The sequence below is a fragment of the Afipia sp. GW822-FHT03D08 genome (assembly GCF_058801645.1).
Window position 1 is genome coordinate 2269458 of the sequence record NZ_JBXANK010000001.1, and the last position, 14602, is coordinate 2284059.

Here is a 14602-nt window from a genome sequence, read left to right on the forward strand (position 1 = left end):
CCGCCTATTTGGCCGATGGAGAGTAAATTTCGGGTGAAGGCGAAGTTCCTATTGGCAGATCAGTTAGGTTTGCGGACAATGATGTCGAACAAAACACCTGCTTTTCCGGCGAAATGTGTTGCCCGGGCAGGCATTTCAACAGCGGTGAGCATAACACCGCAGATGAAAATGGCGAGGAAAGAGGTGGCAATGACCCAGTTCGAGGACGAGTTGTCGCCTCCGTTCGAGATCATCGAGCCGGCCGTCTGGCGCGCGCCGATCATCTTCAACTCACCGCATTCAGGATCGGTCTATCCGCGCGAATTTCTGGCCGCTTCCCGCATCGATCAGGCGGCGCTGCGCCGTTCGGAAGATTCGTTCATGGACGAGATCATCGCGGATCTCACCGGCCGAGGATTTCCGATCGTGCGGGTGAATTTTCCGCGCTCTTATGTCGACGTCAATCGCGAGCCCTATGAGCTTGATCCGCGCATGTTCGCCGGACGGCTGCCGAGCTTCGCAAACACCCGCTCGATGCGGGTCGCGGGTGGCCTCGGGACGATTCCGCGCGTGGTCGGCGACGGTCAGGAAATCTATTTCGAACGCCTCGACGTCGAGGACGCACTGAACCGCATCGAGTCGCTCTACAAGCCTTATCATCGCGCATTGCGCCGCCTCATCAACAAGGCACATCAGGCCTTCGGCACGGTCATTCTGGTCGATTGCCATTCGATGCCATCGGTCGGCGTCACGCGCGATGAGCCCAGACGCCCCGACGTCGTGATCGGCGATCGCTACGGCACGAGTTGCGCGAGCCTGCTGCCAGATGTGGTCGAGGAAACGCTCACCGGTCTGGGATACTCGGCGGGCCGCAACAAACCTTACGCCGGCGGCTTCATCACCGAGCACTATGGCAACCCGGCCAGCGGACTGCATACAATCCAGCTCGAACTCAATCGCGCAATCTACATGGATGAACGGCGGCGCGAGCGTGGCCCGCAATTCCGCAAGGTCGCCGATGATTTCATGGTGCTGGCGGAGGCGCTGGCCGCGATCCCGCTCGACAGCCTCGGACCGTTCCAGGCGGCGGCAGAATAAATTTCCTCATGCGAATCTCCTCGCACAGGAGGCCTCGGCGTTGCCGCTCCCCCCGCTCAAGAAAAAAGGGCCACTCGCGAAAGCAAGTGGCCCAAGTCTAGGGAGGAAACGCCCAAGGAGGGCAGCAATAACGCGAGGCGTTATCGCACCGCAACAATATGCAGCCGCAGCGCACTCAGAGCAAGTATTTTTAAAGAATTAGTCATGCCCTCAGCGCATAACAGACTTGCGACCTTCCACTCAACTAAAAACTACATTCTTCTGATATAACAATAACTTATCGAGAAATATGACAAGCGGACGGTGCCAAAAAAGCATGAAAGCGCGCCCAAGAAATGAATAATTAATTCTATTCATGGGCGATCAGGCTTTCATTTGCACCTTCGCTTTGGAATCGGAAAGTAAGGAATGAACACTCCGGTTAGTGGCGCGCTGTCAGAACTTCAGGCGATTGCTCCCCTGTCTGGACTCTTATAGGGCCGTAACAGGTTCGCACTTACACTCCATCGGCTTCGTGGTCGCTCTAAAGGAATCCCCGTGACGGTCATCGACTTCACCGCTTTTATCGGACGACTGGCGACCGCCTCGGGCGACACCATCCTTCCCTTCTTCCGCACCTCGCTCAGTGTCGAGAACAAGAATACTGGACGCGATCTCGATCCGGTCACCGAAGCCGACCGCGCCGCCGAAGCGGTGATGCGCCGGATGATCAAGGACAGCTTTCCACTTCATGGCATTGTCGGCGAGGAGTTCGGATCCGAACGCGCCGACGCGGAATATGTCTGGGTGCTTGATCCGATCGACGGCACCAAGTCTTTCATCGCCGGCCTGCCGATCTGGGGCACACTGATCGCGCTGATGCACAACGGCACGCCAGTGTTCGGCATGATGCATCAACCCTATATCGCCGAACGCTTCAGCGGCGACGGCGGCTCCGCGCGCTATGACGGTCCCTCCGGCAAACGCAAATTGTCGGTGCGGCGCTGCGCGTCGCTCGCAGAGGCGACGCTGTTCACCACCAGTCCGCGGTTGATGAAAGCGCCGGACCGCGCGCAGTTCGAGCGCGTCGAAGCCGGCGTGCGGCTGTCCCGCTACGGCGGCGATTGCTATGCCTATTGCATGCTTGCCGCCGGACATCTCGATCTCATCATCGAGACCGAGCTGAAATCCTACGACGTCGCCGCCCTGATTCCGATCGTCACCGGTGCAGGCGGCATTATCACCACGTGGGAGGGCAAGCCCGCGCAGTCAGGGGGCCGCATCGTCGCAGCGGGTGACAAGCGCATCCACGACGAAGCGCTGAAGATCCTGAATACCTAAGACGCCGCAGCTTTCGGCATCACACCTTCGCAAACATTCTGAGGTGATCCGCAAGCTGCTGCACCGGGCGGGGCAATGACTGCCGGCCGCGCGTGCAGATCGCCAGCCTGCGGCTGGTCCATGGATCGATCATCCTGATTGTCTTGATCTTGATTGAGCGGCTGTAGCGGCGCGCCGCGGCCTCAGGAATGATCGCCACGCCGACGCCGGCTTCCACCATCTGGCAGATCGCATCGAAGCTTCGTAGCCGCGCCCGCACCCGCAGACGGACTCCGAGTTGCGCAGCATGAGTGGCGATATGGCTTTGCAGCGCGCTGACCTCGGTCAGTCCGACGAAATCACGGGCAGCGACGTCGCGGAAATTCGTCTGACGGCGCTGGGCAATCTCGTCGTCCGGCCGCGCGATCAGCACCAGACGATCGTCACAGAACGGAAACCGGTCGAGCCACTCGGGCAGCATCGCATCGACCGCGAGACCGATATCGGCCGCGCCCGACGCCAGTGCCGTGGCGATCTCCACGCTCTCGCGCTCCTCGACGTCGACGCTGATCGCCGGATATTTCGTCAGAAACGACGCGAGCGCCTTCGGCAGATGCTCGCTCGCGCCGGACGTATTGGCCAGCATATGGATGCGCGCCTTCAGGCCCCGCGCATAGGCGCTGAGTTCGCCCTGCATCGCCGCCATCTGATGCAGCACGATACGGGCATGATCGAGCAGGCTTTCGCCCGCGGCCGTGAGCCTGACGCCGCGCCGCTGCCGCTCCAGCAGCGGCACGCCCAGCGCCGCTTCCATGCCCTTGATGCGCGCGCTGGCCGATGCCAGGGCCAGCGCCGACCGCTCGGCGCCATGGGTGATGCTGCGCGCCTCGGCAATCGCCACGAACAGCCGCATATCCACCAGATCGAAATGCATGGCCAGGGCCCTTTACACTGCCTTCGCCAGAGCCGAAGGCTTACTCCATATCCTCCAGATTGTGCAGTTTGCCGCCCTCGGTCAATGTACGCGCCATGTCCAGCTCCCTCTCCGATCCGATTCTCCTGATCGTCATTGCCGCGGTCTTCCTGCTGGCGGGCTTCGTCAAAGGCACCATCGGCATGGGCCTGCCCACCGTGGCAATGGGTCTCCTTGCCACGCGGATGCCGCCCGCGCATGCGCTCGCCATCGTGATCGTGCCCGCCATCGTCACCAACATCTGGCAGACCTTCGTCGGCCCCTATCTGCGCGACATCGTACGCCGGCTGTGGCCGCTGATGGTCGGCACCGTGCTCGGCATCCTGTCGGGCGGGGGCCTGATGACGGGCCCCTACGCGCGCTACGGCACCATCGTGCTCGGCGTGCTGCTGGTGATCTACGCCATCATCGGACTGTCCAGGGTCCGCTTCAGCGTGCCGCGCGGGAACGAGAAATGGGTTGGCGGCATCGTCGGGCTGGTCACCGGCGTGATCTCGGCGGCGACCGGGGTGCAGGTCATTCCCTCGATGCCCTTCATGCAGGCCATCGGGATGGAGAAGGACGAACTTGTCCAGGCGCTCGGTGTGTTCTTCACCACCGCGACCGTGGCGCTGGCGTTCAACCTCACTGGCGCGGGGCTGCTGAATGCGACCGTCGCCATTCCCGGCCTTGTTGCGATGGTGACCGCCTTCGCCGGCATGTACCTCGGCCAGCTGCTCCGCTCGCGCATGGATGCGGATACGTTCCGGCGCTGGTTTCTGATCGCGATGCTGCTGCTCGGTATCTATCTCGCGGGCGAGATGGTGGCGCGAATCCACAGCGAGACGGCGGTCCCGGCAACGCACTGACGCGAAAACCGGTGCCCGTTGGCTCTGACCGTGCTAGGCGTGCTGCATGATCCGGGTCACACGCGACATCACCATTGACGAGAAGGACCTCGACATTGCGTTCGTTCGCGCCTCAGGCCCGGGCGGACAGAATGTCAACAAGCTCTCGACCGCGGCGCAATTGCGCTTCGATGTCGGGCGCATCGCGCTTGAACCGGACGTGCTGACGCGGCTGACAACGCTTGCAGGCCAGCGCATGACCAAGGACGGCGTGATCGTCATTCACGCCCAGCGCTTCCGCACCCAGGAGCGCAACCGCGCCGACGCCATCGACCGGTTGCTGGAGCTGTTGCGCGAAGCTGCCGTTCGCCCGAAACCGCGCCGCGCCACGCGGCCGACCCTCGGCTCAAAGATGCGCCGTCTCGACGGCAAGAAGCGCCGCAGCGACGTCAAGGCAAAGCGCAATACGCGCAGTTTCGACGATTGAGAATTAGCGGGTAAAACATACCTGTTCGGCCGTACAATCGAGCCGATCCCCGGGTAAAATACGCCGGATCATCGAATCGCCCCGGAATTCCCATGCCCGTCCGCCAGCTCCCCATTCAAATCGTCAACCGCATCGCCGCCGGCGAGGTGGTTGAGCGGCCCGCGAGCGCGGTGAAGGAACTGGTGGAGAATGCCATCGATGCCGGCGCGTCGCGCATCGATATTTTCACCGAAGGTGGCGGACGCCGCCGCATCGCCGTCACCGACGACGGCGCAGGCATGACGCATGACGATCTCGCGCTGTCGGTCGACCGTCACGCAACATCGAAGCTCGACGACGAGGACCTGCTGCGCATCCGCACGCTGGGCTTTCGCGGCGAAGCGCTGCCCTCGATCGGCGCGGTGTCAAAACTCAACATCGCCACCCGGCACGCCAGCGAGCCCCATGCATGGACGCTCAGTGTCGACGCCGGAGCGAAGTCCGATATCGTCCCCGCCGCCCTGACTGCCGGAACGCGGGTCGAGGTCAGCGATCTGTTCTACGCGACGCCAGCGCGATTGAAATTTCTCAAAACCGACCGCACCGAGGCGGAAGCTGTTCGCGAAGTCGTGCGCCGTCTGGCGATGGCGCGGCCGGATATCGCGTTTTCATTGTCCGGCGAGGAGCGCGCGCCGGTCACATGGGCGGCGGCGCTGCCCGGCGCTCCCGGCCGTCTGACACGGCTCGGCGATATTCTGGGGGCGGATTTTCGCGCCAGCGCCATCGAGGTGCGCGCCGAACGCGATGGTGTAAGCGTCGAAGGCTTTGCGGCCGCTCCATCGCTCACGCGCGCCAACGCGCTCGGACAATATCTGTTCGTCAACGGACGGCCGGTGCGTGACAAGCTGATCCTCGGGGCAGTGCGTGCGGCCTATGCCGATTATCTGCCGCGCGACCGGCATCCTGTGGTGGCGCTGTTCGTCACGCTCGACACCCAGGAGGTCGATGCCAACGTTCATCCGGCGAAAACCGAAGTACGTTTCCGCAATGCCGGGCTTGTCCGCGCGCTGATCGTGCATGCGCTGAAGGACGGCCTTGCCCGCGAAGGCAGGCGCACCGCTGCGAATTCCGACGGCGCCGCGATCATGGCTTTTCGTCCGGGAAGCATTCCGTCCAGCCGCGGCTGGGACTGGCGGCGCTCGCCGAGCTTCCCGACGGCTCCCGCCGCACCCGCCTATACCAACGCATTTGCCTCGAACGCTTTCGCGGAAGCCGCACAAGCCGCGTTCGATACCGGCGCACCGACAGCCGACGTTCGTCATGAGCCGACATCTGCGACAAGCCTGATCGACAGCCCGCTCGGCGCAGCGCGCACCCAGATCCACGAAAACTACATCGTCGCCCAGACCCGCGACGGCCTCGTGATCGTGGATCAGCATGCCGCCCATGAGCGCATTGTCTATGAACGACTCAAGGCGTCGCTCGAACGCAACGGCGTGCAGCGGCAGATCCTGCTGATCCCCGAAATCGTCGAGATGGACGAAGCCACAGTCGAAAGGCTTGTGGCGCGCGCGGGTGAGCTGGAGAAATTCGGGCTGAGCATCGAGTCGTTCGGACCCGGCGCGATTGCCGTACGCGAGACGCCGTCACTGCTGGGAAAGACCGACGCCGCGTCGCTGCTGCGCGATCTCGGCGAGCACATGGCCGAATGGGACGAAGCGCTGCCGCTCGAACGGCGGCTGATGCATGTCGCGGCGACGATGGCCTGTCACGGCTCGGTGCGCGCGGGGCGCATTCTCAAGCCCGAGGAAATGAACGCGCTGCTGCGCGAGATGGAGGTGACGCCGAATTCCGGCCAGTGCAACCACGGTCGCCCGACTTACGTCGAACTGAAACTCGCCGACATCGAGAAGCTGTTCGGGCGGCGATAAGCCGCCAAAATCGTAACGGCAAAACGGTGACGATCTTCGCTGCAAAAGGCAAAGTGGTGGACGAATTGCGATGTCCCGGCGAATTCAGATTCAGCGTCGAAAAATTCTGCTGAGTTCACTTGACACGTTACATCTGAATGAAAATTCAAGTTATGGCAGCGCCGTCGCCCGCAGAAATACAAATTCCGTATCGTCATAGGCGCGGCGCTCGAGTTCCTCGAAACCCTCGGGCGCTTTGAACGCCGCCGCCTTCGATTCCTCGACCACGACGAGCGCCTCCGGCGTCAGCCATTTGCCGTCGCGCAAGGAGGCCAGCGCCTTGTCGGCCAATCCGCGCCCATACGGCGGATCGAGAAACACCAGCGCGAACGGCTCGACCGGATAGGCCGGGCCGAGATTGGTCGCGTCGCGGCGATAGACCTTGGTGACGCCGCCGAGCCCGAGCGCTTCGACATTGTTGCGCAGGAGCGCCCGCGCCTCCGCGCCGTTGTCCACGAACAGCGTGAACGCCGCGCCGCGCGACACCGCCTCGATACCAAGCGCACCGGTGCCCGCGAACAGGTCGAGCACCCGCGCGCCGTCGATCGGGTTCTCATACGCATGCATCAGAATGTTGAACAGCGACTCGCGCAGACGATCCTGCGTCGGACGGATGTCATTCGACGAAGGCGAGGCGATGTTACGGCCTCTCAGACGACCACCGACGACACGCATGCTAGACTCCGAGCATGATCTTATCGGAAAACCGGTTCCCACTTTTCCGGATCATGCTCAGTCTTCCGTGACGCCGTCTTTGGGCTTCAGATCGCGCTTGCCCTTGTAGCCGCGTTGCGGACGGCGCGGCGGGCCGTAGCCGCCGGCTGCTTCCTCGTTACGCGCACGAGCTTCGTCGCTGCCCGCACGGGTCACAAGAATCTTGCGGCCCTTGCGATCCGCGATCAGTCCGCTCTTCTTTCCCGCAGGCTTGATGCGGCCCTTGATGCGAGGCGCGTCTTCGTCCTCCGCGGCCTGCTTCACCGGCTTGTCGAACTGCGCGCCGGACATCGCGACGATCTTCTCGCCGAGCTGGTCGCGCAGCACCCGCGACTTGATCTCCTCGACCTGGCCTTCCTCGATCTCGCCGAGCTGGAACGGCCCGTAGGAAATGCGGATCAGCCGGTTCACTTCAAGTCCGAGATGCGCCATGACGTTGCGCACTTCGCGGTTCTTGCCTTCGCGGATCGCAAACACGATCCAGACGTTGGCCGCCTTGTCGCGCTCCAGCGTCGCATCGATCGAACCATACTTCACGCCGTCGACCTCGACGCCCTTTTTCAGTTCGTCGAGCTGGGCCTGCGTGACTTCGCCGTGGGCGCGGACGCGATAACGCCGCAGCCAGCCGGTGTCCGGCAGTTCCAGCGCGCGGGCGAGCCCGCCGTCATTGGTCAGCAGCAGCAAGCCTTCGGTGTTGAAGTCGAGCCGGCCGACGCTGATGAGGCGCGGAAGTCCCTCAGGCAGATTGTCGAACACTGTCGGACGGCCCTCGGGATCGTCGTGGGTCGTCATCAGGCCGCGCGGCTTGTGATAGAGAAACAGCCGCGTGCGCTCGCGCTCCGGCAACGGCTTGCCGTCGATGGTGACGACATCGTTGTCGGTGATGTCGAGCGCCGGCGAATTGATCACGCGGCCGTTCACCGCAACGCGGCCCTGCACGATCCAGTCCTCGGCATCGCGGCGCGAACATAGCCCCGCGCGCGCGACGATCTTGGCGATGCGCTCGCCGGTCTTTTTCTTTTCCGGTGCCGCACGCGGCGCGCGCCGGTCGAAATCGGGTTTGCGCTCGCGGTATGCGCCGCGACCGCCGAACGCGGGCCGCTTGGCGAAGACCTTGCTGTCGTCCTCGTTGTCGCGGCGAGGGCGTTCACCGGCTTCACTGCGTGGATGCTCCTGCCAGTCACTGCGGCCACGCGGTGCGCGGTCCTCGCGCGGCTTGTCAAAGCGGGGGCGCGAAAAACGCGGACGCTCGCTGGAATCGCGATCGCGGTCGCCACGGTCGAAACGGGGCTTGTCGAAACCACCAGCACCTTCACGGCGCGGCGGACGGCTGTCACCGTCGCGCGAGGGTCCGCGCTTCTGCCAGGGCTTGTCGGCACCGCGGTCTTCACCTCGGCTGAAATCCCTGCGCGGTCCGCGATCCGGCGCACCACGCGCGGGCCGGTCGTCACGGTTGAAGCGCGGGCGCTCGTCACGCTGCGGCCGGTCATCCCGGTTGAAGCGGGCGGGACGTGCATCGGCTCCCTCGCCGCGCGGCGTGTAGGGCCGCTTCTCGCCGAACTTCCTGTCTCCGAATTTTTTATCCTGGAAACGTCCGGCACCTGCGCTGCGTGGTGCGCGGTCGTCGCGATCGCGCGGCTTGAAGGAACGGCCTTCACCACGATCCTCACGCGGCTTGAACGGGCGCCCTTCGCTGCGATCACCACGCGGTTTGAAGGAACGGCCCTCTCCGCGATCCTCACGCGGCTTGAACGAACGTCCTTCGGGACGATCGCCACGTGGCTTGAACGGACGGCCTTCGCCACGATCCTCGCGCGGTTTGAATGACCGCGCTTCGCCCCGATCCCGCGAGCCGAAGTCCTTGCGCGGACCGCGATCCGGTCCGTCCTTGCGGAAATCGTCGCGCTTGCCGGCATAGGGCTTCGGCGCATAGGGCCGCTTGTCGCCGGACGGACGCTTGTCGCCAAACTTGCGGTCACCGAATTTCTTGTCGCCGCGCGGGCCGCCCGATCGTGCAGGCCGCTCGTCGCGCGAACTTCCTCCGCCGCGCGCGCCTCCACCGGGGCGGTCTCTGCCGCCGGCCTTGTAGCCTCCACCCGCTCCGCCTTCACGGCGCGGCGGACGGCCGTTGTTTTTATCGTTGTCGCGGGGCATGAATGATCTCTCAGGACGTTGGGCAGAATATCGGACTGTCGCACAACGTGAAATTGGCTGGCGGCACGCGCCCTTGTAAATCAGGGCGCATTTTCGCGCAAAACCGGTTCTCGCGTTTGCTGAAGGCGTCGTACTAACAGAGTTTATTGCCGGAAACGAGGCATGACGGCACGATCTTTCATGGATTTGGCGCTGAAACAGGCCGAAATCGCCGAAACCGCCGGGGAAGTGCCGATCGGTTGCGTCGTCGTGCGGGGCGGCACGGTGATCGCGCAGGCCGGCAACCGCACCCTCACCGACCGCGATCCGACCGCACATGCCGAGATTCTGGCGATCCGCGAGGCCGCCCGCGTCACCGGCAGCGAACGTCTGACCGATTGCGATCTCTACGTGACGCTGGAACCCTGCACCATGTGCGCGGGGGCGATCTCTTTCGCCCGCATCCGGCGGCTTTACTATGGCGCGGCCGATCCGAAGGGCGGCGCGGTGGACAGCGGCGTGCGATTCTTCGCCTCGCCGACCTGTCATCATGCGCCGGAGATTTATCCCTCAGTCGGCGAAAGCGAAGCCGCTGCGCTGCTGACGAATTTCTTCAAGGCGCGGCGGTAAGCCAAACCGTCATTGCGAGCGAAGCGAAGCAATCCATTCTCAAGTCAAGGATGGATTGCTTCGTCGCTATCGCTCCTCGCAATGACAACGCTCGTGGCCGTGGCAAGAAACCGCAATATTTCAAATCAGATTGATCTTCATGCCCTCATGCGAGGCGTCGAAGCCAAGCCGCGCATAGAAGCGCTGCGCATCGACGCGCCGCTTGTCGGTGGTGAGCTGCAATTGCTTGCAGCCGCGGGCACGCGACTTGGCGATCATCGCCTCCATCATCTGTTCGCCGATGCCGAGCCCGCGCAGTGAACGGTCGACCCGCACACCTTCGACCTTCGCAATCCAGCTGCCATGATAGGACATGCCGGGAATGAAGGTCAGTTGCAGGCACCCCATCGCCGTGCCCTCGTGATCCCACACATAAAGCGTGTTGTTGGGGTCAGCCGCGATGGCGTCGAAGGCGGCACAATACGCCGCCATGTTACTGGAGAAATCCTCGCGCCCGCGCGCGATCTCATCATCCGCCAGCATTTCAACAATCCGCCGGATGTCTTCTCGCCTTGCCTCCCGTAATGCCATCAATCCTGCCCCTGAAAGAATTCAAGTAGTGCGCTGGCCGTTGCCTGCGGATTTTCCTCGGGAAGGAAATGGCCCGCATCGATGGCGTGTCCACTGACGTTCGTCGCCCAGTTACGCCAGGTGTCGAGCGGGCTCGAAGCCGAGGACGCAATGCCCGCCCCGCCCCACAGCGCCAAAAGCGGCACCGTGATCTTGTTGCCGGCTTCAACGTCGGCCTTGTCCTGCTCGAAATCGGCATAGGCCCCGGCGCGATAATCCTCGCACGCCGCATGAATGCGCAGCGGATCGCGAAACGCCGTCAGGTAATGTTCGACCGCTCGCGGATCAAACGGATTGGGCGCATCCTTCTTGGCCCAGCTTTTGAAGGTGCGGCCGAAATAATCGTCGGGATTCGACGCGATCAGGTTCTCCGGCAACGGATGCGGCTGCGCCAGAAACGCCCAGTGATAGATCCGGAGCGCGAAACCGCGGTCCATCTTCGCCCAGTAATCGTAGGTCGGCAGAATATCGAGCGTCGCGAAGCGCGACAGCCGCCCGGGATGATCGAGCGCCAGCCGATAGGCGACGCGGCCGCCGCGGTCGTGACCCGCGAGGCCGAAATGCACATGGCCGAGCTTTTCCATCGCCTCGACCATCACCTGCGCCATCGCCCGCTTGGTGAACGGCGTATGGTTCTCGTCGGTCTTCGGAACGTCCGACCAGCCGTAGCCGGGCAAATCCGGGATCACGAGCGTGAACCTCGAAGCCAGCATCGGCGCGACGCGATGCCACATCACATGGGTCTGCGGATAGCCGTGCAATAGCAACAACGGCGGTCCATTGCCGCCGATCCGAGCAAAAATGCGCCCGCCGCGTGTGCTGATCCATTCGGATTTGAAGTCAGGAAAAAGATCGGCGAGGTCGGACATGGGATTTCTGTACCCTGTTATTATCCCGGCTGATGCGGGGACCCATACTCACTGAATTCGATGATCTAAAGTCAGTCCTGCAACAACACCGCACCGCGGCGAAAATTTCAGCTCGATAACGTGGTTATGGGTCCTATGCGTGCACGAAACAGCACCCGGTTTAGGACTTCTGCTCCCGCGCCACCGCCTGCCAGCCGATATCGCGGCGGCAGAAGCCTTCCGGCCACCGGATTCGATCGATGGCCTCATAGGCCCGGCGTTGCGCCTCGCTGACGGTCTTGGCGGTTGCGGTGACGTTCAGCACCCTGCCGCCGTTGGCGAGAATTCTGTCTCCATCGGCCTTGGTGCCGGCATGGAAGATCTCGACGCCTTCGATCTTCGCAGCATCACCAAGACCTTCGATGACCGTGCCTTTGGCATAGTCGCCGGGATAGCCTTTGGCCGCCATCACCACGGTGAGCGCGGGCTCGGGATACCAGCGCAGGTCGAAATGCTTCAATTCACCTTCGACCGAAGCAAGCAGTGCCGGCACGAGGTCTGACATCAGGCGGATCATCAGCACCTGCGTCTCGGGATCGCCGAAGCGCGCATTGTATTCGATCAGCTTCGGGCCATCCCTGGTGATCATCAGGCCAGCGAACAGCACGCCCTTGTAAGGCATGCCCATCGCCTTCATCGCGCGCAGCGTCGGCAGGATGATCTCGCTCATCGTCCGCTCGCGCACCGCGTCGGTGAACACCGGCGCCGGCGAATAGGCCCCCATGCCGCCGGTGTTCGGTCCCTTGTCGCCGTCGAAGGCGCGCTTGTGATCCTGCGCGGCGGCCAGCGGCAACGCGCTGTCCCCATCGCACAGCACGAAGAACGAGGCTTCCTCGCCTTCCATGAATTCCTCAACGACCGCTTCCGCTCCGGCGGCAGTGAACAGCGCATCGACGGCGGCTTCGGCCTCATTCAGCGTCATCGCCACCACGACGCCCTTGCCGGCAGCGAGACCGTCAGCCTTCACGACAATCGGCGCACCCTGCTTGCGGATATAGGCTTTCGCGGCGTCCGCATCGCGAAACCGCTCATAGGCCGCGGTCGGAATGTTGTTCGCCTTGCAGATATCCTTGGTGAAGCCCTTGGAGCTTTCAAGTTGCGACGCAGCCTTGCTGGGCCCGAACGCCTTGATGCCGGCTGCGGCAAGATCATCAACGATGCCGGCTGCCAGCGGCGCTTCAGGGCCAACCACCACGAGGTCAACCTTGTTCATCTTGCAGAAATCGATCACCGCCGCATGATTCGCGACATCGAGGGCGACGCACTCCGCGTCCTGCGCGATGCCGGCATTGCCCGGCGCGCACCACAGTTTCGTCAGCAGTGGCGAGGCCGCCATTTTCCACGCCAGCGCGTGTTCGCGCCCGCCGGAACCGATCAAAAGGATATTCATGGATAAGGGTCGAACCGGCGTTTCTGGGATGATAGAAGGGTTTAACATGGTGTTTGATCACCGCAATAGATTCGAGTCGCGATGAAAGCCACTGCCGCCGAACCGCTGCCCAATTCACCGGAATTTACCGTTTCGGAGCTGTCCTCGGCTCTGAAGCGGACGGTTGAGGACGCCTACGGCCATGTGCGGGTGCGCGGCGAAATCTCGGGCTTTCGCGGCCCCCATTCGTCGGGCCACTGCTATTTCGCCCTGAAGGACGACAGCGCCAAGATCGAGGCGGTGATCTGGAAGGGCGTTCATGGCCGGATGCGGTTCAAGCCGCAGGAAGGCCTGGAAGTCATCGCCACCGGCAAGCTCACCACTTTTCCGGGCTCGTCGAAATACCAGATCGTGATCGAGGCGATCGAGCCGGCCGGTGTCGGCGCGCTGATGGCGCTGATGGAAGAGCGCAAGAAGAAGCTCGCCGCCGAGGGCCTGTTCGATGAAGCGCGCAAGCAGCTTCTGCCGTGGCTGCCCGAAGTCATCGGTGTGGTGACCTCGCCTACCGGCGCCGTGATCCGCGACATCCTGCACCGGCTGGAAGACCGTTTCCCGCGCCGTGTGCTGGTGTGGCCGGTGCGCGTTCAGGGCGAAGGCTCCGCCGAGCAGATCGCCGCCGCCATTCGCGGCTTCAACGCACTTGAAGAGGGCGGCCGGATTCCCCGGCCTGACTTGCTGATCGTCGCACGCGGCGGCGGCTCGCTGGAAGACCTGTGGTCATTCAACGAAGAGAGCGTGGTGCGTGCCGCGGCGGAGAGCATGATCCCGCTGATTTCAGCGGTGGGCCACGAGACCGACGTCACCCTGATCGATTTCGCCGCCGACAAGCGCGCACCGACGCCGACCGCGGCGGCCGAGATGGCGGTGCCCGTGCGCGCCGAATTGTTCGTCGAGGTCTCATCACTGGAACGTCGCGCCATGCTGTGCTGGCAGCGCGGCCAGGAACATCGCCGCAGCGAACTGCGTGCGGCGGCGCGCGCGTTGCCGAAGGCGACGGACCTGCTCAACATTCCACGCCAGCGTCTCGACCGCGCCAGCGCGCAACTGCCCCGTGCCTTGCGTGCCAACGCTCATGTATATGAGCGGCGGCTGTCCGCGATCGGCGGACGGCTGACGGTCACGGCACTTCGCGCGCAGATCGATCGCGGCAAGGAGAAAGTCGCGCGGCTCGCCACAAGCGCGCGGCGCTGCGCCGATCTGCATATCCAGCAGCGCGAGACGCGGCTGAAGTATGTCGCGCAGCTTTTGAATGCGCTGTCCTACAAGGGCGTGCTGGATCGCGGCTTCGCACTGGTGCGCGACGAACACGGCCAGCCGCTGCATGCGGCGGCCCATGTCGGTTCCGGCCAGCATCTCACCATTGAGTTCGCCGACGGACGCATCGGCGCAACCGCAAATGGCGAGGGAACAGCCGCGGCGAAGCCGAAAGCCGCTCCGGCAAAGCCTGCATCGAAGCGGACCACCGATTTTGGCGTTAAAAAGGTTCAGGGCGACCTTTTTTGAGCTGCCAGAGAGGGTTCAACGCCTCTGCTGCCGGCTTTGCTGGCATGATCTCTCCGAAAACCGG

13 protein-coding genes are annotated in these 14602 nt (G+C 63.4%); 7 read left to right on the top strand and 6 right to left on the bottom strand.

Annotation, left to right across the window (positions count from 1 at the left end):
• Positions 1 to 189: 189 nt before the first annotated feature.
• Together AC1RM7_RS11240 and hisN are read left to right on the top strand one after the other, a co-directional pair.
• Complete coding sequence (locus AC1RM7_RS11240; RefSeq protein WP_006022200.1) at positions 190 to 1077, top strand: N-formylglutamate amidohydrolase; 888 nt, start codon at positions 190 to 192, stop codon at positions 1075 to 1077.
• A gap of 537 nt (positions 1078 to 1614) precedes the next feature.
• Entirely contained in the window at positions 1615 to 2397 is a 783-nt protein-coding gene (gene hisN / locus AC1RM7_RS11245) for a histidinol-phosphatase (protein ID WP_006022202.1), read from the top strand.
• 19 nt (positions 2398 to 2416) lie between these two features.
• On the opposite strand, the gene AC1RM7_RS11250 is transcribed toward hisN, so the two are convergent.
• Entirely contained in the window at positions 2417 to 3310 is an 894-nt protein-coding gene (locus tag AC1RM7_RS11250) for a LysR substrate-binding domain-containing protein (protein ID WP_492837798.1), read from the bottom strand.
• A gap of 95 nt (positions 3311 to 3405) precedes the next feature.
• Here AC1RM7_RS11250 and AC1RM7_RS11255 point away from each other — a divergent pair, with 95 nt between their 5' ends.
• The 3 genes from AC1RM7_RS11255 (at position 3406) to mutL (ending at position 6573) form a co-directional block, all read left to right on the top strand.
• Positions 3406 to 4197: a sulfite exporter TauE/SafE family protein gene (locus AC1RM7_RS11255; protein ID WP_006022204.1), complete on the top strand. Its 792-nt coding sequence runs from the start codon at positions 3406 to 3408 to the stop codon at positions 4195 to 4197.
• A 46-nt stretch (positions 4198 to 4243) separates the two neighbouring features.
• Positions 4244 to 4663, top strand: coding sequence for an alternative ribosome rescue aminoacyl-tRNA hydrolase ArfB (gene arfB, locus AC1RM7_RS11260; protein ID WP_006022205.1), 420 nt, complete (start codon positions 4244 to 4246; stop codon positions 4661 to 4663).
• A 92-nt stretch (positions 4664 to 4755) separates the two neighbouring features.
• Positions 4756 to 6573, top strand: coding sequence for a DNA mismatch repair endonuclease MutL (gene mutL, locus AC1RM7_RS11265; RefSeq protein ID WP_492837795.1), 1818 nt, complete (start codon positions 4756 to 4758; stop codon positions 6571 to 6573).
• A 150-nt stretch (positions 6574 to 6723) separates the two neighbouring features.
• Here mutL and rsmD read toward each other — a convergent pair whose 3' ends face one another.
• Both rsmD and AC1RM7_RS11275 read right to left on the bottom strand, forming a co-directional pair.
• Positions 6724 to 7287, bottom strand: a complete 564-nt coding sequence (rsmD, locus tag AC1RM7_RS11270; protein WP_024919868.1) for a 16S rRNA (guanine(966)-N(2))-methyltransferase RsmD — start codon at positions 7285 to 7287, stop codon at positions 6724 to 6726.
• Positions 7288 to 7344: 57 nt separating this feature from the next.
• Positions 7345 to 9480: a pseudouridine synthase gene (locus AC1RM7_RS11275; protein ID WP_024919867.1), complete on the bottom strand. Its 2136-nt coding sequence runs from the start codon at positions 9478 to 9480 to the stop codon at positions 7345 to 7347.
• 162 nt (positions 9481 to 9642) lie between these two features.
• Between AC1RM7_RS11275 and AC1RM7_RS11280 the strand changes: the two genes are divergently transcribed.
• Positions 9643 to 10089: a nucleoside deaminase gene (locus AC1RM7_RS11280; protein WP_006022210.1), complete on the top strand. Its 447-nt coding sequence runs from the start codon at positions 9643 to 9645 to the stop codon at positions 10087 to 10089.
• Positions 10090 to 10209: 120 nt separating this feature from the next.
• Here the strand turns inward: AC1RM7_RS11280 and AC1RM7_RS11285 are convergent, their stop codons facing one another.
• The 3 genes from AC1RM7_RS11285 to purD form a co-directional block, all read right to left on the bottom strand.
• A complete protein-coding gene (locus AC1RM7_RS11285; RefSeq protein ID WP_024574242.1) occupies positions 10210 to 10659 on the bottom strand; it encodes a GNAT family N-acetyltransferase in 450 nt (149 codons plus the stop codon).
• Positions 10659 to 11567 carry an alpha/beta fold hydrolase gene (locus AC1RM7_RS11290; protein ID WP_024919866.1) on the bottom strand — a complete coding sequence of 303 codons (909 nt, stop codon included), beginning with the start codon at positions 11565 to 11567 and terminating at the stop codon, positions 10659 to 10661. Before AC1RM7_RS11290 ends, AC1RM7_RS11285 begins: the two co-directional genes overlap by 1 nt.
• A 160-nt stretch (positions 11568 to 11727) precedes the next feature.
• On the bottom strand, positions 11728 to 12996 hold the full coding sequence (gene purD / locus AC1RM7_RS11295) for a phosphoribosylamine--glycine ligase (RefSeq protein ID WP_024919865.1): 1269 nt from the start codon (positions 12994 to 12996) through the stop codon (positions 11728 to 11730).
• An 81-nt stretch (positions 12997 to 13077) separates the two neighbouring features.
• Between purD and xseA the strand changes: the two genes are divergently transcribed.
• Positions 13078 to 14538 carry an exodeoxyribonuclease VII large subunit gene (xseA, locus tag AC1RM7_RS11300; protein ID WP_024919864.1) on the top strand — a complete coding sequence of 487 codons (1461 nt, stop codon included), beginning with the start codon at positions 13078 to 13080 and terminating at the stop codon, positions 14536 to 14538.
• Positions 14539 to 14602: the final 64 nt, after the last annotated feature.

What these genes read in the sequence shown, in the direction of transcription:
- AC1RM7_RS11240 (WP_006022200.1), top strand. Translation starts at nt 190, where the DNA reads ATGACCCAGTTCGAGGACGAGTTGTCGCCTCCGTTCGAGATCATCGAG.
- AC1RM7_RS11250 (WP_492837798.1), bottom strand. Translation starts at nt 3,310, where the DNA reads ATGCATTTCGATCTGGTGGATATGCGGCTGTTCGTGGCGATTGCCGAG.
- AC1RM7_RS11255 (WP_006022204.1), top strand. Translation starts at nt 3,406, where the DNA reads ATGTCCAGCTCCCTCTCCGATCCGATTCTCCTGATCGTCATTGCCGCG.
- arfB (WP_006022205.1), top strand. Translation starts at nt 4,244, where the DNA reads ATGATCCGGGTCACACGCGACATCACCATTGACGAGAAGGACCTCGAC.
- mutL (WP_492837795.1), top strand. Translation starts at nt 4,756, where the DNA reads ATGCCCGTCCGCCAGCTCCCCATTCAAATCGTCAACCGCATCGCCGCC.
- rsmD (WP_024919868.1), bottom strand. Translation starts at nt 7,287, where the DNA reads ATGCGTGTCGTCGGTGGTCGTCTGAGAGGCCGTAACATCGCCTCGCCT.
- AC1RM7_RS11275 (WP_024919867.1), bottom strand. Translation starts at nt 9,480, where the DNA reads ATGCCCCGCGACAACGATAAAAACAACGGCCGTCCGCCGCGCCGTGAA.
- AC1RM7_RS11280 (WP_006022210.1), top strand. Translation starts at nt 9,643, where the DNA reads ATGACGGCACGATCTTTCATGGATTTGGCGCTGAAACAGGCCGAAATC.
- AC1RM7_RS11285 (WP_024574242.1), bottom strand. Translation starts at nt 10,659, where the DNA reads ATGGCATTACGGGAGGCAAGGCGAGAAGACATCCGGCGGATTGTTGAA.
- AC1RM7_RS11290 (WP_024919866.1), bottom strand. Translation starts at nt 11,567, where the DNA reads ATGTCCGACCTCGCCGATCTTTTTCCTGACTTCAAATCCGAATGGATC.
- purD (WP_024919865.1), bottom strand. Translation starts at nt 12,996, where the DNA reads ATGAATATCCTTTTGATCGGTTCCGGCGGGCGCGAACACGCGCTGGCG.
- xseA (WP_024919864.1), top strand. Translation starts at nt 13,078, where the DNA reads ATGAAAGCCACTGCCGCCGAACCGCTGCCCAATTCACCGGAATTTACC.